Raw genomic sequence first — 20,945 nt, 5'->3', positions numbered from 1 at the left:
AATGTGCTCCATGAAATACCTCGTTGTGCTGGCCTTCATCGCCATTCTGGCCAGCCTGGCCTCGGCCCTGTTCTTCATGATGCGTGGCGGCAAGGATGCCGGCGCCGACAAGGCCAAGGGCCACCGCATGGCGTGGGCGCTGGCCATACGGGTGGGGCTTTCCATCGCGCTGTTCCTGTGCATTCTCGTCGCATGGCAACTGGGCTATATCCAGCCCACCGGCCTGCCTGCCGCCTCGCGCTGAAGCCCCGACGGAACGGAACGCCTTCGCGGGCTTCGGCCGGCACAAAAAAAGCGCCTCGCGGCGCTTTTTTCTTTGGAGGCCGCGCCGGATTACATCCAGTAGACCAGAACGTACAGGCCGAGCCAGACCACGTCCACGAAGTGCCAGTACCAGGCGGCGCCTTCGAAGCCGAAGTGCTTTTCGGGGGTGAAATGGCCCTTTTGCAGGCGCAGGGTGATGAACAGCAGCATCAGCATGCCCAGGAACACGTGGAAGCCGTGGAACCCGGTCAGCATGAAGAAGGTGGAGCCGAACACGCCGGAGCTGAGCTTCAGGTTCAGGTCGGTGTACAGGTGGTAGTACTCGTAGCCCTGCACGCACAGGAAGACGAAGCCCAGCAATACCGTGGCCCACATGAAGGCGATGGTCTTGCCGCGGTGGTTTTCGCGCAGGGCGTGGTGGGCGATGGTCAGCGTCACGCCCGAGGTCAGCAGCAGCGCGGTGTTGATGGTGGGCAGCCAGAAGGGGCCCACGGTCTGGAAGGGCTCGACGATGCCGGCGGGCGATGCCGTGACGCCGGCGGCAAGGCTGGGCCACACGGCCTTGAAGTCGGGCCACAGCAGCGCGTTGTCCAGGCTGCCCAGGGCCGGCACCGAGTGCGCGCGCGCCCACCACAGGGCCGAGAAGAAGGCGCCGAAGAACATCACTTCGGAGAAGATGAACCAGCTCATGCTCCAGCGGTACGACAGGTCGATCTTGTGGCCGTACAGGCCGCCCTGGCTTTCGCGGATGGCGTCGCCGAACCACTGGTACAGCACGAACAGCCACCAGACCATGCCCAGCAGCAGGGAGTACTTGCCCCAGTCGTGGCCGTTGATCCACTGGCCCGCGCCCAGGATCACGAAGAACAGGCCAATGGCCGCCATCACCGGGTGGCGCGACTCGGCGGGCACGTAGTAGTACGGGGTCGTTCCGTGGGTCGATGCACTCATTTCAGCTCCTGAATCTCAAAATCTTTTGTTATCGTAATCGCGGGAACACTTGGCTGGCAGCGTCAGACAATGACGTTCACCAGCGTGATCAATGAAATCACCAGCAGGAACACCGCCACCAGCCCGACCACGATGATGTGCACCGGGTTGAGCTTCTCGACGTCCTGCGCATATTCGCTGCCCTTGCGCAGCCCGATGAACGACCAGGCCACCGCACGGATGGTGCGCAGCAGCGAACCCTTGCGCTGCACCGGCGAGGGTGCCACGGGCTCAGCGGGGTGCGGTAGAGGCTTGTCGGTCATGATCCGGCTCCTTCGACGGCAGGGTGCTGCAGCGCGGGCGCTGCAGCCGTGGATTCGGGCGCCGCAGGCGTCTTGCCACCCACCTCGAAGAAGGTGTAGGACAGCGTGATCGTCGTGACGTCCTTGGACAGGCGCGGGTCGATCACGAAGGCCACGGGCCATTCCTTCTTCTCGCCGGGCTCCAGCACATACTGGTTGAAGCAGAAGCACTCCAGCTTGTTGAAGTGCGCTGCCGCCTGGCGCGGTGCGTAGCTGGGGATGGCCTGGGCGGCCATGCGGCGGTTCTGCACGTTCTGGAACTCGTACATCACCGTCGTCAGCTCGCCAGGGTGCACCTGCACCGAGCGCTGCGCGGGCTTGAAGTCCCACGGCCCGCGCGAATTGGCGTCGAACTCGACGGTGATGGTGCGGCTCTTGTCCACTTGCGTGTTGGCGGGCACCTTCACGTCCTTGCCGGCCACGCCGTTGCCGGGCACCTGGCGCTCGGACAGCGACAGGATGTTGATCCCCGTCATCTCGCAGATGTGCTTGTAGATGGGGATCAGCACGTAGCCAAAGGCGAACATGCCGGCCGCAATCACCAGCAGCTTGCCCACCATTTTGGCGTTTTCGTGGCGCAGGTTCATGGCATGGAGCCCTGTGTCTTCTCTTCAGCGCGAGGACAGGAGGACCATCTTGACCATGAACCCGATGAAGAACACCGCAGCCACGGAGGCCAGGATCAGGCCCAGGCGCAGGTTGCTCTTCTTTTGTTCGGGGGTCATGGGCATGGTGTTCAGCCGATCACGCGGGTTGCCGTGGCGTCCAGCTTGGGTGGGGTCTCGAAGGTGTGGAACGGTGCGGGCGATGGCACTTCCCATTCCAGGCCTTCGGCGCCGTCCCATGGCTTGGCGGGGGCAGCAGGGCCCTTGCCCATCATGGCAGGCAGCACCACGGCCAGGAAGAAATACACCTGCATCAGCCCGAAGCCGAAGGCGCCCACCGAAGCGATGGCGTTGAAGTCGGCAAACTGCATGGGGTAGTCGGCATAGCGGCGGGGCATGCCGGCCAGGCCCAGGAAGTGCATCGGGAAGAAGGTCACGTTGAAGGTGATCAGCGAGCCCCAGAAGTGGATCTGGCCGCGCGTTTCGGAGTACATGTGGCCGGTCCACTTGGGCAGCCAGTAGTACACGCCTGCGAACATCGAGAACAGCGAGCCGGCCACCAGCACGTAGTGGAAGTGGGCCACCACGTAGTAGGTGTCCTGCAGCTGGATGTCGATGGGCGCCATGGCCAGGATCAGGCCGGTGAAACCACCCATGGTGAACACGAAGATGAAACCCACGGCGAACAGCATGGGGGTCTCGAACGTCATGGAGCCGCGCCACATGGTGGCGATCCAGTTGAAGATCTTCACGGCCGTGGGCACGGAGATCAGCATGGTGGCGTACATGAAGAACAACTGGCCGGTCACGGGCATGCCGGTCGTGAACATGTGGTGGGCCCACACGATGAACGACAGGATGGCGATGGACGAGGTGGCATACACCATGGAGGCGTAGCCGAACAGCTTCTTGCGCGCGAAGGCGGGCACGATCTGGCTGACGATGCCGAAGGCCGGCAAGATCATGATGTACACCTCGGGGTGGCCGAAGAACCAGAAGATGTGCTGGTACATCACCGGGTCGCCGCCGCCGGCGGGGTTGAAGAAGCTGGTGCCGAAGTGGCGGTCCGTCAGCGTCATGGTGATGGCGCCGGCCAGCACGGGCATCACGGCGATCAGCAGGTAGGCGGTGATCAGCCAGGTCCAGGCGAACATGGGCATCTTCATCAGCGTCATGCCGGGGGCGCGCATGTTCAGGATGGTGACGATGATGTTGATCGAGCCCATGATGGACGAGGCGCCCAGGATGTGCATGGCGAAGATGCCGGCATCCATGGAGGGGCCCATCTGCAGGGTCAGCGGTGCGTACAGCGTCCAGCCGGCAGCAGGGGCGCCGCCGGGCATGAAGAACGAACTCACCAGCATCAGCGCTGCCGGGATCATCAGCCAGAAGCTGAAGTTGTTCATGCGCGCAAAGGCCATGTCGGATGCGCCGATCTGCAGCGGGATCATCCAGTTCGCGAAGCCCACGAAGGCCGGCATGATGGCGCCGAACACCATGATCAGGCCGTGCATGGTGGTCAGCTGGTTGAACAGCTCGGGGTTCACCAGCTGCAGGCCGGGCTGGAACAGCTCGGCGCGGATCAAGAGGGCCAGGATGCCGCCGACCATGAGCATGGTGAAGGCGAACAGCAGGTACAGGGTACCGATGTCCTTGTGGTTGGTGGCGTACACCCAGCGGCGCCAGCCGGTGGGGCCGTGGTGGCCATGGTCGTCGTGTGCGTGGTCGCCTGCGTGCCCATGCTTGTCGTCGAGAACTGCGCTCATTTTGTACTCCTCAATGCGATGGGGCGGTGATTACTTGCCACGCTGGGCCAGGACTTCAGCAGGCTGCACCAGCTGACCGGTCTTGTTGGACCAGTTGTTCTTGGTGTAGCTGACCACGGCGGCGATGTCCGTGTCGCTCAGTTGCGCCCACGAAGGCATGGCGCCGTTGGCCGCGCCCTTGAGCAGGATCTGGATCTGCTTGGCATGGTCGGTGTCGAGCACGATGGCCGAGCCGTCCAGGGGCTTGATCGGGCCGGCACCCTTGCCGTTGGCCTGGTGGCAGGCGGCGCAGTTGGCCGCGTAGACCTTCTCGCCACGCTTGGTGATATCTTCCAGCGTCCAGACCTTGGTCGGGTCGTCAAGCTTGGCGGCGGCCTTCTTCTTCTGGGCAGCAACCCAGGTGGTGTAGTCCTCGGCGGACACGACCTTCACATGGATGGGCATGTAGGCGTGCTCCTTGCCGCACAGCTCGGCGCACTGGCCGTAGTAGTCGCCGATCTTCTCGGCGCGGAACCAGGTGTCACGCACGAAGCCGGGGATCGCATCCTGCTTGATGCCGAAGGCGGGCACCATGAAGGCGTGGATCACATCGTTGGCGGTGGTGATGATGCGGATCTTCTTGTTGACTGGCACCACCATCGGGTTGTCCACCTTGAGCAGGTAGTCGGCGGGCGCGTCCTTGACGTTGCCGCTGTCGGACATCACGCGGTGGCTGCTGTCCAGCGTGGAGATGAAGGCCAGGCCCTCACCCTCGCCGGTGATGTAGTCGTAGCCCCACTTCCACTGGTAGCCCGTGGTCTTGATGGTCAGGTCGGCATTGGTCGTGTCCTTCTGGGCCACCAGCACCTTGGTGGCGGGCAGGGCCATGAGGATCACGATGATGAAGGGGATGATGGTCCAGACCACTTCCACGGTCACGGACTCATGGAAATTGGCCGCCTTGGCGCCTTTGGACTTGCGATGCTTCCAGATGGAATAGAACATCACGGCGAAGACGGCTACGAAGATCACCGTGCAGATGACCAGCATCATCCAGTGCAGGAAATGCTGCTCCTCTGCAATCCTGGTGACAGGGGGGTGCAGATTGAGCTGGTTGACTGCGGGACCGCCAGGCAGGTCTTGAACGGCATGGGCCACGCCGCCCACCCATGCACCGGCGATCAGGAGCAGAGAAGCCAGCTTGTTGGAAATGCTCTTCATAGTTCTCATTTACTTCTAAGCCTCAAATTAACCAATCCCTGCTGGCGCGCCTGCGTGGGGTCAGGCTGCGCGCAAGGCCATGCGTATCTCCGATGCCAGGGCCGGCCGAAGCTCGGGGCGCACGTAGCGCCCCACTTCCACCGATCGGCCCTGTGCAGACAAGGTGATCAACGACCGGTCGCCGGTCTTGGGTTCCACGCGAACCCAGCTCCGGTCGAATTCGGCGCGCTCGAGCTTGCCTGCTGTCTCCAACTCCACCACCAGGCGCGAGCCCTGCAGTGAAATCCTCTCGCCATCGGCCGCATGACGTCCGTACATGGCGAATGCCAACCCAACCACCACCATCTCCAGCCATGCGAAGGGCATGACCAGACGGGCCCCGAGCATCCAGAAGAACGTTGCAATGCCCAGTGAAACCGAACACAGCGACAGGTACATCCAGCCCATCTGCGCGGGGGTGACCGAGCAGTTGCGGGCCAGGCGCCAATCGATGCGCTGACCCGAGACAGTGGCAAAACGAAAAACCAAGCCTGTCACCGGAGGTGCCCACAAGACTGCCGGCTGCAGACCACACCAGAAAAGCCACTGGCGCGGTATGCGCAGCCCGCTACGTTGCGCGGGAAGATGCCCGAAATCCCAATAACCCTGAATTGTAGCGTGCCTTGTTCCATGTCATTGACACGAGCCTACCCGGTACTTCTACCTGTACCTGTGGCCAGCATGGCCCGCATGTCCTGCAGCGAAACGGCACTGCTGGCGCTCATTTTCAGGCGCGGCGCAGGTTTGAAGGCATGGCCGTAGATGATCTCGAAAGTCAGTGCCAACTGTCCGTTCTGCGCAGGGTCGGCCAGGTGCTCCACCAGCGCCGCATGCAGGCGCTCGCGCCAGCCGCGCCCGCGCAAGGCGCCAAAGCGGTCAGGGTGCAGGTTGCAGCCGAGCTCACGCAGCTCCTGCAGCAGGCGCTCGGGCGTGGCGAAGGTGAGCGTGATGCGCTCCATGTCCATCACCGGCTCGGCAAAGCCGGCGTGCACCAGCATGTCGCCCCAGTCGTGCATGTCGGTGAAGGCATGGCCGGCCGGCGGCCAGCCCATCGCGGCATACACGCCGTGCAGCTCGCGCGCGGTGTCGGGCCCCAGGCAGGAGAACATCAGGTAGCCGTCGGTCGCCAGCGCGCGGTGCCACTGGCCGATGAGGGCCTGCGGGTCGGCCGCCGTGTGCAGCGCCATGTTGGCCCAGAGCATCTGCACGCTGGCATCGGGCGGCAGGCCGAACTGCGGCGCCGGGCCGCTCCAGCGTGCCGGGCTCCACCAGGGCCGGGCCAGCGCCTGCTCGGCCACCGGCACGCAGTGAGCGGCGGTCTCGGCCACCTGGCAGGCGGCCTTGGGATAGCGGGCACTCACCAGCGCATGGCCCTGCAGGCCGCCGCGCACAGGATCCCAGTGGCACCAGGACGCGGGGGCCTGGCGTATCCACTGCAGGCGGTCCTCCATGCGGCGGGCCACCTCTTCGTGGAGCCAGGGGGCCATGGCAGGCGCGGCGGCATGCCAGCGGGCAGCAGCAAGGGGATCGATCGTGGGGGGGCGCTCTGTGGGCATGTCGTAGGAACCGGGCCCCACGCAGGAACCGGGGGCCCAACGAGTATATTGACTCATGCAGTTCAAGGCGTTCACAGGGCTATCGGGGGTGGGGCGCAGGCTCAGGGCGCTGGCCGGCGCCCTGCCCAGCCAGTGCGCCGTCTGTCATGCCTGGCCTGCCACGCGCGTGTGCAAGGCCTGTACGGCCCGCTTCGCCCAGCCGGTGTCGCGCTGCACCCACTGTGCCCTGCGTGTGCCCGAGGGAGTCACGGTGTGCGGCGCCTGCCTGCGCGCGCCACCGGTCTTCGAGCGCTGCCTCGCCGCCGTGGACTACGCCTACCCCTGGTCCGGCGTGCTGGCCGATTTCAAGTTCCGCGCCGACCCCGGCTGGGCCGCCACACTGGCAGCGCTGATGCGCGGCAGCCCTGGGCTGGCGCAGGCACTCGACGCGGCCGACCTGGTGCTGCCCATTCCCTTGTCGCCCGAGCGGTTGCGGGAGCGGGGCTTCAACCAGGCCCTGCTGCTGGCCCGGCAGTTGTCACCCCACAAGGCACACCCCGCCATGCTGCTGCGGCTGCAGGCGGGCGATACCAAGGTACACCAGGCGCAACTGACGCGCGCCGAGCGGCTGCGCAACCTGCGCGGCGCCTTTGCCGTGGAGCCCGCCCGGGCCGCCGGCCTGCGGGGCCAGCGCATCGTGCTCATCGACGATGTGATGACCACCGGCGCCACCTTGCATGCCGCCGCCACCACGTTGCGCGAGGCGGGCGTGGCATCCATCAGCGCCCTGGTGTTGGCCCGCACGGAACCGCACCGGGACCACACCGCAAGCCTCCCATGATTTGTTACAAAGCCCGGCCGCAAAGGACCAGGTTCGCAGCAAAATACCGCCCATGTTCCATATCGTCCTGGTCGAGCCCGAGATTCCGCCCAACACCGGCAATGTGATCCGGCTGGCGGCCAACACGGGGTGCACCCTGCACCTCATCGAGCCGCTGGGCTTTTCCATGGAAGACCGGCTGATGCGCCGCGCCGGCCTGGACTACCACGAGTACACGGCCGTGCTGCGCCATGCGGGCTGGACGGCCTTCCTGCGCGATGCGCAGCCCGACCCGGCGCGCATGTTCGCCATGACCACGCATGGATCGCAGGACCTGTTCGACAACTGCTTTCTGCCAGGCGACTGGCTGGTGTTCGGCGCCGAGACGCGCGGCCTGCCGCCCGAACTGCGCGAGACCTTCCCTCCCGCCCAGCGGCTGCGCCTGCCCATGATCGCCGGGCAGCGCAGCCTGAACCTGTCGAACGCGGTGGCGGTGTCGGTATTCGAGGCCTGGCGCCAGAACAGCTTCGGCGCCGCTGGCGCTGTAGCCGCCCCCTCTCCAAGCGAACTGGCGCAGCTTCAGCCGGGGTGATACCTTTGGTCCGCAATGGCCTGGGGCCCCTGCTCGGACATGAAGTCCAGGAACACTTTGGTGCGCGCGGGCAGCATGCGACCCGAGGGCAGCGCGGCATACACCGTGTAGCGCGAAACGATCCACTCGGGCAGCACATGCACCAGCTCGCCGCTGGCCAATTGCTCCTCGATCAACAGGCGCGCGGTGACCGCCACGCCCGCGCCATCGATGGCCGCGCGCAGCAGCACGCCATTGCTGTCCGACTGCAGTACCGGCGGCGCATCCACCTCCTGCGAGGGCGCATCGCCCGTGGCCGGGTACAGGCGCAGCTTGCGCCCGCCGCCCATTTCCGAGCGTGCGGGTGCGCCCGTATCGCGCAGGTACTCGTGCTGCAGCAGGTCCATCGGCACCTGGGGCACGCCCTTGCGCGCCAGGTACTCGGGCGACGCCACGACGATGGCCTCGCCATGCAGGAGAGCGCGGGCCACGATGTTGGCATCGAAGTCCTCGCCCGCCACCATGATGGTCACGTCGAACTCGTCGATGCGGCGCAGGGCCAGCGAATCCACGCTGATGTCCAGCATCAACTTGGGGTAGCGCGCATGCCACAGCGCCGTCAGCGGCGCGAGGAAGTTGGTGGTGAGCACCGGCGGCGCCACGATGCGGATGGTGCCGCGCAGGTCGCGCGTGCTGGCCACGGCCTCGGCCTCGGCATCGTCGATCTCGTTGAGGATGCTGCGCACCCGCTGCAGGTAGACCTCGCCGGCATCGGTGAGCGCCACCTTGCGCGTGGTGCGCTGCAGCAGCCGCGTGCCCAGGTGCTGCTCCAGCTCGGCCACCATGCGCGTGACCACGGGGGGCGACATGTCGAGCGCGCGGGCGGCGGCGGCAAAGCCGCCCTCGTCGACCACGCGGTCGAAGACTTTCATGGCTTGCAGGCGGTCCATCGTTCAGCCCTCCTGCCAAATGTGAAAGAGCGCCGGGTGAAAGGGCGCCGGGCGCCCTGCCCTCAAGGCTTGGCGCCGTAGTTGCGGGCCAGCGACTCGGCCACGCACACGGGCTTGTCGCCACCCTCGCGCTCCACGGTCACCAGCCAGGTCATCTGCATGCCGTCCGGCGCCAGCGGCTCTGCGGCCTGCAGGGTCAGGCGTGCCCGCACGCGGCTGCCCACCGGCACCGGCGAGGTGAACCGCACCTTGTTCAGGCCATAGTTGACGCCCATGCGCGCGCCCTCGATGGCAATGCCCGACTCGAAGAAGCGCGGAATCAGCGACAGCGTGAGAAAGCCATGCGCAATCGGCGCGCCGAAGGGCCCGGCCTTGGCACGCTCGGGATCCACATGGATCCACTGGTGGTCGCCAGTAGCCTCGGCGAACAGGTTGACCTGTTCCTGCGTGATGGTGATCCAGTCGGTCACGGCGACCTCCTGGCCCACGCAGGCGCTGACTTCGGAGTAGGAGCGGAAGATTTTCATGGCACCAATGTAGCGCTGCGCCACAGCCCGCCTTGTCGGCCGGGTGACAGGTAATAACCCTCAGGCGAGCAGCGCTCATGCGTCGAGCCACTCGCAGATACCCTGCCACTGCTCCAGGTCGCGCGCCACGCGGCCCGGTGCCACGTCGAACAGCGTGAGCCCGTGCGCCGCCAGGTGGATGTAGTTCTGCGTGTCGCGCAGGTAGCCCAGCACCGGAAACCCCAGGTTGTCCACGAACTGGTGCAGTTGGTCGGCGGCACGTGTGCGCGCATCCACGCGCATGCCCACAATGCCCACCTGTACCCCGGCGGAGCGCTTGTGCTCGGCCAACTGGTCCAGAAATTCGCGCGTGGCGAAGATGTCGAACACGCTGGGCTGCAGCGGCACGATGATCTTGTCGGCCACCTTGAGCACGTCGTTCAGGCGCCAGCCGTGCAGGCCGGCCGAGGTGTCGAGCACCGCATGCGTCGTGCCCTTGGGCGGCTTGCTGATCACGTCGGAGTTGACGTCCCACACGCCGATGGGCCGCGCTGCCGGCGGGCGCAGGCCCAGCCACAGGCGCGCGGATTGCTGGCGGTCGGTATCGCCCAACAGCACGGGGTGGCCGTGGCTGGCGTAGTAGCCCGCCACATTGGTCGACAGCGTGGACTTGCCCACGCCCCCCTTCGGGTTGGCAACGACGATCACTGGCATCACGAAACTCCTTGCGTTGGGTCTGGCAATGAAATCGGCTGGAAAGACAAAGGCAGGCGCTGGCTCCGACTCGCCCGGTCATGCTACCCAATCGATAGCAAGACGCAAGCCCGTCATGCGTGCTGGCCGCCGCGCTTGACGAAGAAGAGCCCGGCGCCCACGGCCATCAACAGCCCGCCGAAGACCCGATTCTGCACACGCAGGGCCCGGGCGCTGCGCATCAGGCGGCGCATGGCGCTGGCGCCGGCGGCGTAGCCGTGCATCACGGTCACGTCCACGGCCACCGTGGTGGCGGCCATCACCAGCAGCTGCGTCCACAGCGGGCGCGTGTCGGTCATGAACTGCGGCAGCACGGCCACCATGAAGATGATGCCCTTGGGGTTGGTGGCATTGGTCAGAAAGCCGGTGAGGCAGCGCTTTTGCCATGTGCCCGCAGGCACCTCGTCGTCGCCCTGCAGCGGCGAGGCATCGCCCGAGCGCCACTGGCAAAAGCCCACATAGATCAGGTAGCCGGCGCCCAGCACCTTGACCACGCTGAAGGCCAGCTCGGACGCCAGCAGCAGCGAGCCCACGCCCGCCCCCGCCACCAGCAGGATCAGCAGCAGGCCCAGTTGCAGCCCGAGGATGGTGGCGCCCGTCTTGCGCACGCCGAACGACAGGCCATGGCTCATCGACAGCACCGCGCCCGAACCGGGGGACACCGCAATCAGGCACGAGGCCGCGAAAAAAGCCAACCAGGTCTGGAAATCCATGGAGCAACCACCACACAAAAGCAAGGGCGCGTATCTTATCAACCATGGTCGGCCCGCACAGCATGTCGGCCTATTGCGCTACCAAAAACAGAGCAAAGCGCAGCGATGCCAAAATGTACACGCCGAGGGAACACACATCCCCAACACAACAGACCACCCCCGGCCCGACCTGCCCCCATGGAACACGCACCCACCTGGCTCACCTACGGCTTTCTGTACCTCACGGCCGCCGTATTGGCCGTGCCCATCGCCAAGGCCCTGGGCCTGGGCGCCATCATCGGCTACCTGGCGGCCGGCATCGCCATCGGGCCCTGGGGCCTGGCCTTGGTGAGCAATGTGCAGGACATATTGCATTTCGCCGAGTTCGGCGTGGTGCTGATGCTCTTTCTCGTCGGGCTGGAGTTGCAGCCCAGCCGGCTGTGGGCGCTGCGCCGCCCCATCTTCGGCATGGGCAGCGCCCAGGTGCTGGGCTGCGCGGCGGTGCTCTTCGTGCTGGCCAGCCTGGTGGGCCTGCCCTGGCGCGTGGGCCTGGTCGGGGCGCTGGGGCTGGCACTGTCGTCCACGGCCATCGCCCTGCAAAGCCTGGCCGAGCGCAACCTGATGCGCACCAGCAGCGGGCAGGCAGGCTTTTCGATTTTGCTGTTCCAGGACGTGGCGGCCATCCCCATTCTGGCGCTGCTGCCGCTGCTGGGCGCCGCAGCCGGCGCGGGCACCAGCCACTCGCCGGGCGAGGTGGCGCTGGAGGTGGCCAAGATCGTCGGCGTGATCGCCGCCATCATCCTCGGCGGGCGCCTGCTGCTGCGGCCCGTGCTGCGCTGGATCGCCAAGAGCAAGACGCCCGAGGTCTTCACCGCCGCCGCGCTGCTGCTGGTGGTGGGCATCGCCATGCTGATGGTGATGGTCGGGCTGTCGATGGCGCTCGGCGCCTTTCTGGCCGGCGTGCTGCTGGCCGACAGCGAGTACCGGCGCGAGCTGGAGGCCGACATCGAGCCCTTCAAGGGCCTGCTGCTGGGCCTGTTCTTCATTGCCGTGGGCATGAGCATCGACTTCGGCGTGCTCATGCGCTCACCCTGGCTCATGGCGGGCATCCTCTTCGGCTTTCTGGCCTGCAAGGCGGTGGTGATCTATGCGCTGGCGCGCGCGGTGAACATCCCCTACCAGGAGCGCCCCGTGTTCACGTTGCTGCTGGCACAGGGCGGCGAGTTCGCCTTCGTGGTGTTCCAGGCCGCCGCCGGCGCCCAGGTGTTCCCCGCCGAAACCGCCTCGCTGCTCATCGGTGCGGTGGCGCTGTCGATGCTGCTGAGCCCCTTGCTGCTGGTGGTGCTGGACCGCGTGCTGCTGCGCCGCTATGCGCACGTCAAGGCGCCCGAGGCCGACGAGATCTCGGAGCCGCAGGAGGCGCCCATCGTGATCGCAGGCTTCGGCCGCTACGGCCAGATCGTGGCGCGCGTGATGCTGATGCAGGGCATACGCACCACCGTGCTCGACCACAGCGTGGAAATGCTGGAGGTGGCGCGCACCTTCGGCTACCGGGTGCACTACGGCGACGCCACCCGGCTCGACCTGCTGCGCATCGCGGGTGCCGGGCAGGCGCGCATCCTGGTGATCGCCGTGGACGACCCCGAGCAGTCCGTCAAGATCGCCGTGCTGGCGCGCAAGCACTTCCCGCACCTGCAGGTGGTGGCCCGCGCGCGCGACCTCACGCACTGGAACAATCTGCGCGACGCCGGCGTGACCCTGGTGCAGCGCGAGCTGTTCGAATCGAGCATGCACAGCGCCCGCACGGTGCTCGAACTCATGGGCCTGCCACCAGAAGAGGCCCATGAGATGACCCGGCGCTTCAGGGAACACAACATCGCCCTGTCCGACCGCATGTACCCGCACCACCGCGACCGCGCCAAGATGATCGCCGTAGCGCGCGAAGGGCGCAGCCAGTTGGCAGAGCAGATGGCGCGGGAGCGGCAGGAGGCTGCGGCGGCGGGGGAGGACGGGGCATACCCCGGGTATGCGGGGCCAGACACCAACGCCCCTGCGGGCGGTGAAGAGCGCTGAGACAAGCGACCAAAGACGCCGCGGTGGATCGGCACTTGCAGGGATGGAATGGGTCCCGCCGAAATGGGCCGATGAAATCCAGCGAGCCCCGGCCGACACACTGAAAGCAGTACGCGAGAGGACGAACCCAACCGTCTTTGCAAATCTTCGCAAACAAGATTCATTCGCATTACAATCCATACCCTCACGCAAGCCAAGTGTCCCGTCAGGATGCCCGCCAGCGCCCGCTGCTCCTACTGTCTCGGACTCTTTCCATGCACCCCCTGCCCCAACGCGCTGCGCTGCGCCTGCGCACGCCTGCCCTTTCGCCCGCCCGCACCGCCGGCCTGTTCGCCCTGACCCCGCTGGCCCTGTGCCTGGCGCAGTCCGCCTTTGCACAAGCTGCCGCCGATGCCCCGGCCACCACTGCGCCCCAGCTGCAGGAAGTGCGCATCAACGCCAGCACCGAAAAGGACATGGGCTTTGCGCCTGTGGAGGCCCAGACGGCCGGCAAGGCGCCCATGCGGCGGTTGGAAACCCCGCAGTCCGTCAGTGTGGTGACGCGCGAGCAGATGGAGTCGCGCCAGATCACCAACGTGCAGCAGGCGCTGCAGACGGTGGCGGGGGTGAGCCCTGTGAACTTCGGGCGCCGGGGCTTTGACGACCTCAACATCCGCGGCTTTCGCTCCACCGAATCGATCCTGGTCGACGGCCTGGTGCAGAGCCCCGGCATGTGGGCCAAGCTGCAGCCCTATGGCTACGAGCGCTTCGAGGTGCTCAAGGGCTCGGCCTCGGTGCTGTATGGCCAGGTGCAGCCGGGCGGCATCGTCAACGCCGTGAGCAAGCGCCCGCGCAAGGAGCCGCTGAACGAGGTGGGCATCGAGGTGGGCAGCTTCGGCCAGCGCACGCTGCAGGCCGACGTGAACCGGCCGCTGTCCGAATCGGGCAAGACAGCGCTGCGCATCAATGCGCAGGTGACGGATGCCGACGACCCGACGCAGTTCATCTACCGCAAGGACCGCTGGTTCGCGCCGTCCCTCTCCATCGACCTGGGGGCGCAGACCGACTTGGTGCTCTTCGCCACCTACAGCCGCAGCGAGTGGATGCGCCAGCAGGGCATCACACCCTATGGCACGCTGCTGCCCAACCGCAACGGCACACTGTCACGCACGCTGTTCACCGGCGAGCCCGCGTTTGGCGTGTACGACGTGGAGAGCACCACGCTGGGCTACGCGCTGGAGCACCAGGTCTCGCCGACGATGACGTTCCGCCAGAACGTGCGCTACGAGACCGAGAAGGGCACGGGCAACTTCGTCTCGAACCAGGCGCTGCAGGCCAACCAGCGGCTGCAGAACCGCAGCGCCTCGCGCCAGTACATGGACTATGACCTGCTGGCCACCGACACCTCGCTGCTCACGCGCTTCGAGGCACTGGGCGCAAAGCACCAGTTGGTCACGGGCCTGGATGTGCGCAGCGGCCACAGCCTGCTGGCCAGCCGCACCTGCTCCATTGCCGCGCTGGACCTGTTCGCGCCGGCCTACGGCGTGCAGGCCAACTGCCCTGCGGCGCTGACCAGCGACGCGCCCGGCAAGCTCACGGTGGCGGGCCTGTATGCGCAGGACCAGATCAAGTTCGGCCAGGGCTGGACGGCCCTGGTGGGCCTGCGCCGCGACTGGTCCACCAACGACATCGACAACCGCGTCACGCGCGTGCAGACGCAGCAAAAGGACAGTGCCACCACGCTGTCGGCCGGCCTGGTGTACGAGTTCACACCCGGCTGGGCCGCTTACGGCAGCTACGGCGAGTCCTTTTTGCCGACCTCGGGCCTGGCGTTCAACGGCACGCCCTTTGTGCCCGAGACCGGCAAGCAGTGGGAAGCCGGCCTGAAGTACGAGGCCCCGGGCGGCCAGCTCACGGGTGCACTGGCCCTGTTCGACCTGGTGCGCGAGAACGTGACCACGGCCGACCCGGTAAACACCGGCTTCAGCGTGCAGACCGGCCAGCAGCGGGCGCGCGGCCTGGAGGTGGAGCTGGGCGCCGACATGAAGAACGGCTGGAAGCTGACCAGCGCCTACACCTATACGCAGACCAAGGTCACGCGCGACAACAACGCCGCCATCGTGGGCCTGCCGCTCAACCTCACGCCGCGCCACACGCTCACGGCCTGGGCCACCTACAAGCTGCCGCAGTACCAGCGCGTCACGCTGGGCCTGGGCGGGCGCTATGTGAGCGAGCAGATCGGCTCGTACCCGTTCACGCTGCCCTCGTACGTGGTGGCCGATGCCTCCATCAGCTACGCGGGCGAGAACTACCGCCTGACCGCCGGGGTGAAGAACCTGTTCAACAAGGCGTACTACGACGGCGCGATCAACGCCAACGTGGTCTCGCCCGCGCTACCGCGCAACTTCAGCCTGGGGCTGACGTACTTCTTCTGACCTGGCCTTTGCACTGCCAGCCACCACCATGACCAGCCAGCGCACGCTGAACCGCCTGTTCGTCCTGCACTCGTGGGCGGGCATCGTCACGGGGCTGTTGATGTTCATCGTCTGCTTCTCGGGCGCGGTGGTGGTGTTCAAGAACGAGATCGACCTGTGGGCCAACCCGTCGCTGGCGGGGTTGCCGCGCACCGAGCCGCCCGCGCCGCTGGCCACCGTGCTGGCGCAGTTGCAGGCGCACTACCCGGGCGCCACGGTGGAGACCATCGCGTTGCCCGACGCAACCAACCCCAGCTACTTCGCCCATGTGCGCGAGCGCGGCGCCCCCGCCAGCCAGCGCACCAAGGTGGCCCTGCGCTCGGACACGGGCGCCGTGATGGGCCCGGTGGACAGCCAGCTCGGCCAGTACCTGCGCATGCTGCACGTGTCTCTGTTCTTCGGGCCGCGCTGGATCGTGGGCTTTCTCGGCGCGGCCATGCTGGTGCTGATCGGCACGGGCATCGTGATCCACCGCAAGATATTGGCTGAGCTGTTCACCCAGCGCTGGGGCCGCAGCTTTCGCGTGGTGATGTCGGACCTGCACAAGTCCGCCGGCATCTGGGGGCTGGGCTTTCACGTCCTGATCGCGGCCACGGGGGCCTGGCTGGGGTTGGCGCCGCTGTTCGAGCAGGGATACAAATACGTGATGGCGGGCGCGCCAGCCGCCAGCGCCGCGCGCAAGCCACCACCGGCCGCCGAGCCCGCGGCAATGCAGTCCCTCGACACCCTGTACCGCAGCGCGCAACAGGCCGTGCCGGGGCTTCAGGCACGCTATGTGTCGCTGCGCCGCTGGGGCACCACGGCGGCAGAGGCCAGTTTCACCGGCACCCTGTCTGGCCACCTGGCCAGCACGGCCAGGGTGGACATGAACGCCACCACGGGTGAGCCCAAAAAGGCGCTGGACCCGCGCACGGCCGGCTTCTGGTCGCTGGTCAACGGGCTCATGGAGCCGCTGCACTTCGGCGACTTCGGTGGGCTGGCATTGAAGTGGCTCTACTTCATCCTGGGCATGACGCCGGCGTTTTTGTCCATCTCGGGCACGCTGATCTGGCTGGACTCGCGCCAGCAGCGGCGGCGCGAGGCGCAGCAACAGGCGGGCGTTCCGCCGGGGCTGCAGGCATGACAAAACTTGCCACAGGCCCTTCCGCCTCCTTCATGGCGCGCTGGTTCCTGGCGCTGCACGCCACCTTGCCCGCTGCGGTGCTGGTGGCCGTGCTCGTGCACTTGTGGCCCCCGGCCGGCCTGCCGCCGCTGGCGCAGCGCCCGGTATGGGCCGTGTGGACGCTGATCGCCACCTGGCTCGCCGCCTCGCTGCTGGCAGCCTGGGCGCTGCGCCACATAGCGCTGTGGCGTGTGTCGCTGGGCGCGGCCGGCGTGCTGCTGGCGCTGGCCGGCGCGGCGGGCCTGGTGTTGGGCACGCCGCTGCAGTGGCCCATGCTGGTCAGCCTGGTAACGCTGGGCGCCGTGCTGGCGGGGCTGGCCGCCTTCATCGGCCCGGCGCGGGTGCAGGCGAATCGCCGCCGCGACAACGGCAACCACCCACCGCGCCGCGCCGCGCGCGGGGGATGGCGCTGGCCCGCCATGCCCTCCACGCAGACCCTTTCTTTCTGGCTGGCGGGCCTGCTGGCCATCGAGTCGTTTCGCATCGCGCACATCGTGGCGGCCGAGCCGGCGCGCTCGGCCGGCATGCTGGGCCTGCTGGTGGCCTTCTTCCTGGTGCTGCCGGCCGCCACGCTGCAGGCCTGGTGGCCGCGCGCCGCAGCGGTGCTGGCAGCGCTGGCCGCAGCGGCCCTGGCGGGGCTGGCCTGGCGATCGGGCATGGCAGTGTGGGGCGGGGCTGCGGCCCTGTGCCTGGCCATGGGCATCGCGGTGCTGCACCGCATGCATCGCCAATCGCGCCACCGCGCAGCATCGGCGCCCGGCACCGAGCCTGCGCAGCGCGCGGAGCCTGCGGCATGACCGACACCCTGGCCCTGGCCTGCGCGGCCGCCGCCTGCCTGCTGGCCCTGGTGCACTGGGCGCAGGCCATGCCCACGCGGGCCTGGGGCGATGCCCCCGCCGGCGCGCCCACGCAGCGCCGCGCCTGGGGCCTGGCGCTGGCCACGCTGGCGCTGCAGTGCGCGGCCGCAACCATGGCTGCCGGCCTGGCGGCCGGTGTGGCGATTGCGCTGGCATCGTGGATGGTGCTGGGCTGGGGCCTGGTGCTGGCCATGAACCAGTGGCCAGAGGGCAGCCTGCGCTGGGCGCGCCGCATTGGCGCGGTGGGCTGGGCTGGCTGCGTACTGGGCCTGCTTATTCACGCACTGGCCTGGTGACAGGTCGCGCGGCACAATCGCCGCCATGGACCTGCTCGACGCCCCCTGGATTCAGACGCTGCGCTTTTTTCTCGAAGTGGCGGCGACCATCGCCTTCGCGCTGTCGGGCGTGATCGCTGCGGCGCGCAAGCGCATGGACGTGGTGGGCGTGTGCGTGGTGGCCTTTGTCGCGGCGTTCGGCGGCGGCACGCTGCGTGACCTACTGCTGGACCAACGGCCCTTCTTCTGGATACGCCACACCGGCTTCATCTGGGGGCTGCTGGCGCTGTGCGTGTGCGCCATGCTGTTCATGCGCCAGCGGCATTTTCAGCCCACCGAGCGCGCCATGCTGCTGCCCGACGCCATCGGCCTGGGCCTGTTTGCCGCCGTGGGCATCGACACCGCCACCGCCGTGGGCATGCCGCCCATCATCGCCGTGATGATGGGCGTGACCACCGGCGTCTTCGGCGGCGTGCTGCGCGACGTGCTGTGCAACGAGGTGCCCCAGGCCTTCAGCGACCACCGGCCCTACGCCCTGTGCGCGTTTGCCGGCGGCTGGATCGACGTGGCCCTGCGCCAGCTGGATGCGCCGGGCTGGGCACCGCTGCTGGCCTGCGTGGTGGCCACCGCCGGGCTGCGCGGCCTGGCGCTGTGGCGCAATTGGGAGCTGCCGGCGTGGCGGGTGTGATGCTCCGGCCACGCGGCAGCTCCATCGCCATCAACGACGATCCACCATGACCCCAACGCCCCCCACCGCCGTCCTCCGCCTGGCCTTCTCCCTGCTCGCACTCGCCGCCATCGGCTGGCAACTTTGGCTGCATGTGGGGCTGGGCTACAGCGCGCTCAACTTCTTCAGCTACTTCACCAACCTGTCGAACCTGTTGGCCGCTGGCGTCTTGATCGCTGGTGCATGCCGCCAATGGATGCACGCGCGGCCCTCGGCCGCTTTCGAATCGCTGCGCGCCGTGGCCGCAACCTGCATGCTGGTGGTCGGCGTGGTGTTCGCGCTGCTGCTGCGCGACGTGGATCTGGGCGCGCTGAGGCCTTGGGTGAACTCGGTGCTGCACCATGTGATGCCCGTCGTGGTGCTGCTTGACTGGCTGCTGTGGCCGCCGCGCCCGGCCGTGGGCGTACGGCCGCTGCGCTGGGTGGTGGCGTTTGCGGGCTTGTACCTCGCGTATTCAATGGTGCGCGGCGCTGCCGTTGGGTGGTATCCCTACCCCTTCCTGAATCCAGCAAAGGTGGGCGGGTACGGCGGCGTGGCGGTGTATGCAGTGGGAATCGCGGTCGTCGTCGTGGTCGCAGGGTGGGCGCTGCTGGCCTGGGCACGCCGGCGTGAAAGAGTACAAACGTAGTGTGGGACAGGTCGAATCCTGTCCAAAACCCCATCTCTGCGAAGTTGAGTGCCCGACAGCGATCAAAATCCGCAATGGCCCGTCACGACACTGCCATCATCCCCGGCACCACCAGGATGCACGCCCCGAACGCCAGCCCCTGCAGCCGGATGGTGGTCTCGGCGGACATTACGGTAGGGCGTTTGATCAAACCCTTTGCCTCGGACGTGCCCAACAACTACAGTTGATTGGCTGTTGGCAGAAACATCGGATTGGCGCATCACCTGAACGGGTGGGCCCGCCACGGCCCGGCGCGCGCCCTGTTGTAACAGGTAGAAACTGAGCACCAGCCTCAGTGATAATGATTTTCCGATTGCCACCACCCGTCCCTGGACACCCCCAAGCCTCCCATGCTCTGCGCCGTTGTTCTATGTATCGCAGCCCTGGTTGGGGGCCAGCAACCACCAGCGCAACCGCAGCAACGGCCCGTTTCATCGGATGGCTGGTTCACGCTGAGCGGTGACCGCGCCGAGGCGGGCAAGAACCTGATCGAGATCCTGCCCGAGCCCATCGGGGTGGACCAGCGCGTGGTGCTCGACCTGCGCGTCTCGCGCGACCAGCAGCGCACCTCGTTCCGCGGGCAGAAATACCGCTCCTATTACGCCAAGGTGGTAGTGGACTGCCCCACCCGCAAGGCCTGGTACCTGTGGCTCTCGTACTACGCGCAGCCCGAGTGGGGCGGCCCCATCGTCGGCCGCGAGGAGTACAAGGAAGGCGAGGCGCCGGTGCTGTTCAAGGACATGTCGGGCGAATGGTCGCGGCGCATGATTTCGGCGGCGTGCAAGGTGCGCAATCTCTAGCCAGGCTCCCCCATCGCCCGCACCATGAACTCGATGAAGCGCGCCAGCTTGGGTAACTGGCGCCGGTCTGGCGCATAGACGAGATGCACCGGGCGCGCTGCCGGCACGCAGCGGGTGAGCACGGGCACCAGCCGCCCCTCGCGGATCTCTTCGGCCAGCAGCACCTCGGGCTGCATGATGAGGCCCAGGCCGCGCAGCGCGGCCTGGCGCAGGCCGTCGCCCTGGTTGCAGGTGAAGCGCGCCAGTTCCGGCCACTGGAAGGCCTTGCCGCCATCGTCGTACAGCGTCCACTCCACGCGCCGCTGCCAGACCGAATGGCTCAGGCACTGGTGCTGCGCCAGGTCGGCCACGCGCTCGGGGTGGCCGTGGCGCGCCAGATAACCGGGCGTGGCGGCGATCACCATGCGGTAGGGCTTGAGTGGCCGGGCCACCAGGCCCTCGTCGGCAATGGCGCCGATGCGCACGGCGGCGTCGAAGCCCTCGCCCGCCATGTCGACCACGCTGTCGGTCAGTTGCAGCTCCACACGCACCTGCGGGTGGGCGAGCAGAAAATCAGCCACCAGCGGCGCGATCACCTGGTTGCCCAGCGTGAAGGGTGCGCTCACGCGCAGCAGGCCCTGGGGCACGGCGCGGTTGCGCTCCACCGCCGATTCGGCCCAGCGCACCTGCTCGAGCACGCGCCTGCAGTCCTCGTAGAACGCGGCGCCCACCTCGGTCAGGCTGTTCTGGCGCGTGCTGCGCTGAAACAGGCGCGCAGCCAGGTGCTCCTCCAGCTGGCGGATGTGCTTGCCCACCATCACGGCCGAAATGTCGAGTTGGCGCGCGGCGCCTGCAAAGCTGCCGGCTTCGACCACGGCCACCATGATCTCCATGTTGCGCAGCTTGTCCATGCGATTGCAAACCCTGGGTTAGTTCAAGAAGAACTTCACTGTACTTTA

Annotated in this window: 24 protein-coding genes; 11 read left to right on the top strand and 13 right to left on the bottom strand. The window is 67.2% G+C overall.

Annotation, left to right across the window (positions count from 1 at the left end):
- The first annotated feature begins 10 nt into the window (after nucleotides 1-10).
- Nucleotides 11-244 (top strand): twin transmembrane helix small protein, encoded by a 234-nt coding sequence (locus tag ACSQ9E_RS01795; protein ID WP_057201839.1) that lies wholly within the window; start codon nucleotides 11-13, stop codon nucleotides 242-244.
- Between the two features lie 89 nt (nucleotides 245-333).
- Here ACSQ9E_RS01795 and ACSQ9E_RS01790 read toward each other — a convergent pair whose 3' ends face one another.
- From ACSQ9E_RS01790 to ACSQ9E_RS01755, 8 genes are all read right to left on the bottom strand, one after another.
- Entirely contained in the window at nucleotides 334-1,215 is an 882-nt protein-coding gene (locus ACSQ9E_RS01790; RefSeq protein WP_057201838.1) for a cytochrome c oxidase subunit 3, read from the bottom strand.
- A 62-nt stretch (nucleotides 1,216-1,277) separates the two neighbouring features.
- Nucleotides 1,278-1,517, bottom strand: coding sequence for a DUF2970 domain-containing protein (locus ACSQ9E_RS01785; protein ID WP_057201837.1), 240 nt, complete (start codon nucleotides 1,515-1,517; stop codon nucleotides 1,278-1,280).
- Entirely contained in the window at nucleotides 1,514-2,143 is a 630-nt protein-coding gene (locus ACSQ9E_RS01780) for a cytochrome c oxidase assembly protein (protein WP_057201836.1), read from the bottom strand. Before ACSQ9E_RS01780 ends, ACSQ9E_RS01785 begins: the two co-directional genes overlap by 4 nt.
- A 24-nt stretch (nucleotides 2,144-2,167) precedes the next feature.
- Nucleotides 2,168-2,281, bottom strand: coding sequence for a cytochrome oxidase small assembly protein (locus ACSQ9E_RS01775; RefSeq protein ID WP_218885856.1), 114 nt, complete (start codon nucleotides 2,279-2,281; stop codon nucleotides 2,168-2,170).
- Between the two features lie 11 nt (nucleotides 2,282-2,292).
- Nucleotides 2,293-3,927: a cytochrome c oxidase subunit I gene (ctaD, locus tag ACSQ9E_RS01770; protein WP_436216728.1), complete on the bottom strand. Its 1,635-nt coding sequence runs from the start codon at nucleotides 3,925-3,927 to the stop codon at nucleotides 2,293-2,295.
- A gap of 30 nt (nucleotides 3,928-3,957) precedes the next feature.
- Entirely contained in the window at nucleotides 3,958-5,127 is a 1,170-nt protein-coding gene (coxB, locus tag ACSQ9E_RS01765; RefSeq protein ID WP_057201834.1) for a cytochrome c oxidase subunit II, read from the bottom strand.
- Nucleotides 5,128-5,187: 60 nt separating this feature from the next.
- Entirely contained in the window at nucleotides 5,188-5,664 is a 477-nt protein-coding gene (locus ACSQ9E_RS01760) for a DUF2244 domain-containing protein (protein WP_057201833.1), read from the bottom strand.
- A gap of 149 nt (nucleotides 5,665-5,813) precedes the next feature.
- The gene (locus ACSQ9E_RS01755) at nucleotides 5,814-6,722 is read right to left on the bottom strand and encodes a class I SAM-dependent methyltransferase (protein ID WP_436216727.1); all 909 of its coding nucleotides are present in this window, start codon (nucleotides 6,720-6,722) and stop codon (nucleotides 5,814-5,816) included.
- Nucleotides 6,723-6,777: 55 nt separating this feature from the next.
- Between ACSQ9E_RS01755 and ACSQ9E_RS01750 the strand changes: the two genes are divergently transcribed.
- Nucleotides 6,778-7,542 carry a phosphoribosyltransferase family protein gene (locus tag ACSQ9E_RS01750; RefSeq protein ID WP_436216726.1) on the top strand — a complete coding sequence of 255 codons (765 nt, stop codon included), beginning with the start codon at nucleotides 6,778-6,780 and terminating at the stop codon, nucleotides 7,540-7,542.
- 52 nt (nucleotides 7,543-7,594) lie between these two features.
- Nucleotides 7,595-8,113: a tRNA (cytidine(34)-2'-O)-methyltransferase gene (locus tag ACSQ9E_RS01745; protein WP_057201831.1), complete on the top strand. Its 519-nt coding sequence runs from the start codon at nucleotides 7,595-7,597 to the stop codon at nucleotides 8,111-8,113.
- On the opposite strand, the gene ACSQ9E_RS01740 is transcribed toward ACSQ9E_RS01745, so the two are convergent.
- From ACSQ9E_RS01740 to ACSQ9E_RS01725, 4 genes are all read right to left on the bottom strand, one after another.
- Nucleotides 8,101-9,042 (bottom strand): LysR family transcriptional regulator, encoded by a 942-nt coding sequence (locus ACSQ9E_RS01740; RefSeq protein WP_057201830.1) that lies wholly within the window; start codon nucleotides 9,040-9,042, stop codon nucleotides 8,101-8,103. The two genes, ACSQ9E_RS01745 and ACSQ9E_RS01740, sit on opposite strands and share 13 nt — an antisense overlap.
- Nucleotides 9,043-9,104: 62 nt before the next feature.
- Nucleotides 9,105-9,569: a MaoC family dehydratase gene (locus tag ACSQ9E_RS01735; RefSeq protein WP_057202490.1), complete on the bottom strand. Its 465-nt coding sequence runs from the start codon at nucleotides 9,567-9,569 to the stop codon at nucleotides 9,105-9,107.
- A gap of 75 nt (nucleotides 9,570-9,644) precedes the next feature.
- Entirely contained in the window at nucleotides 9,645-10,262 is a 618-nt protein-coding gene (locus tag ACSQ9E_RS01730) for a ParA family protein (RefSeq protein ID WP_057267936.1), read from the bottom strand.
- 113 nt (nucleotides 10,263-10,375) lie between these two features.
- The gene (locus ACSQ9E_RS01725; protein WP_428003601.1) at nucleotides 10,376-11,014 is read right to left on the bottom strand and encodes a LysE family transporter; all 639 of its coding nucleotides are present in this window, start codon (nucleotides 11,012-11,014) and stop codon (nucleotides 10,376-10,378) included.
- A 177-nt stretch (nucleotides 11,015-11,191) separates the two neighbouring features.
- Here ACSQ9E_RS01725 and kefC point away from each other — a divergent pair, with 177 nt between their 5' ends.
- From kefC to ACSQ9E_RS01685, 8 genes are all read left to right on the top strand, one after another.
- Nucleotides 11,192-13,066 (top strand): glutathione-regulated potassium-efflux system protein KefC, encoded by a 1,875-nt coding sequence (gene kefC / locus ACSQ9E_RS01720; protein ID WP_436216725.1) that lies wholly within the window; start codon nucleotides 11,192-11,194, stop codon nucleotides 13,064-13,066.
- Nucleotides 13,067-13,320: 254 nt separating this feature from the next.
- Nucleotides 13,321-15,480, top strand: coding sequence for a TonB-dependent siderophore receptor (locus ACSQ9E_RS01715; protein ID WP_436216724.1), 2,160 nt, complete (start codon nucleotides 13,321-13,323; stop codon nucleotides 15,478-15,480).
- A 28-nt stretch (nucleotides 15,481-15,508) separates the two neighbouring features.
- Complete coding sequence (locus ACSQ9E_RS01710; RefSeq protein WP_436216723.1) at nucleotides 15,509-16,642, top strand: PepSY-associated TM helix domain-containing protein; 1,134 nt, start codon at nucleotides 15,509-15,511, stop codon at nucleotides 16,640-16,642.
- Nucleotides 16,639-17,478: a hypothetical protein gene (locus ACSQ9E_RS01705; RefSeq protein ID WP_436216722.1), complete on the top strand. Its 840-nt coding sequence runs from the start codon at nucleotides 16,639-16,641 to the stop codon at nucleotides 17,476-17,478. The genes ACSQ9E_RS01710 and ACSQ9E_RS01705 overlap by 4 nt, the downstream gene beginning before the upstream one ends.
- Nucleotides 17,475-17,834, top strand: a complete 360-nt coding sequence (locus ACSQ9E_RS01700) for a hypothetical protein (RefSeq protein ID WP_428003597.1) — start codon at nucleotides 17,475-17,477, stop codon at nucleotides 17,832-17,834. The genes ACSQ9E_RS01705 and ACSQ9E_RS01700 overlap by 4 nt, the downstream gene beginning before the upstream one ends.
- A 25-nt stretch (nucleotides 17,835-17,859) precedes the next feature.
- Nucleotides 17,860-18,501, top strand: coding sequence for a trimeric intracellular cation channel family protein (locus ACSQ9E_RS01695; protein WP_436216721.1), 642 nt, complete (start codon nucleotides 17,860-17,862; stop codon nucleotides 18,499-18,501).
- Nucleotides 18,502-18,547: 46 nt separating this feature from the next.
- Nucleotides 18,548-19,168, top strand: coding sequence for a Pr6Pr family membrane protein (locus ACSQ9E_RS01690; protein WP_436216720.1), 621 nt, complete (start codon nucleotides 18,548-18,550; stop codon nucleotides 19,166-19,168).
- A gap of 389 nt (nucleotides 19,169-19,557) precedes the next feature.
- Nucleotides 19,558-20,007 (top strand): surface-adhesin E family protein, encoded by a 450-nt coding sequence (locus ACSQ9E_RS01685; RefSeq protein WP_436216719.1) that lies wholly within the window; start codon nucleotides 19,558-19,560, stop codon nucleotides 20,005-20,007.
- On the opposite strand, the gene ACSQ9E_RS01680 is transcribed toward ACSQ9E_RS01685, so the two are convergent.
- Nucleotides 20,004-20,897, bottom strand: a complete 894-nt coding sequence (locus ACSQ9E_RS01680) for a LysR family transcriptional regulator (RefSeq protein ID WP_436216718.1) — start codon at nucleotides 20,895-20,897, stop codon at nucleotides 20,004-20,006. The two genes, ACSQ9E_RS01685 and ACSQ9E_RS01680, sit on opposite strands and share 4 nt — an antisense overlap.
- Nucleotides 20,898-20,945: the final 48 nt, after the last annotated feature.

The organism is Acidovorax sp. LjRoot118 (assembly GCF_964253575.1).
Lineage (GTDB): Bacteria > Pseudomonadota > Gammaproteobacteria > Burkholderiales > Burkholderiaceae_C > Acidovorax.
Note: the sequence above shows the minus strand (reverse complement) of the source record. Positions and strands in the feature narration are given on the sequence as shown.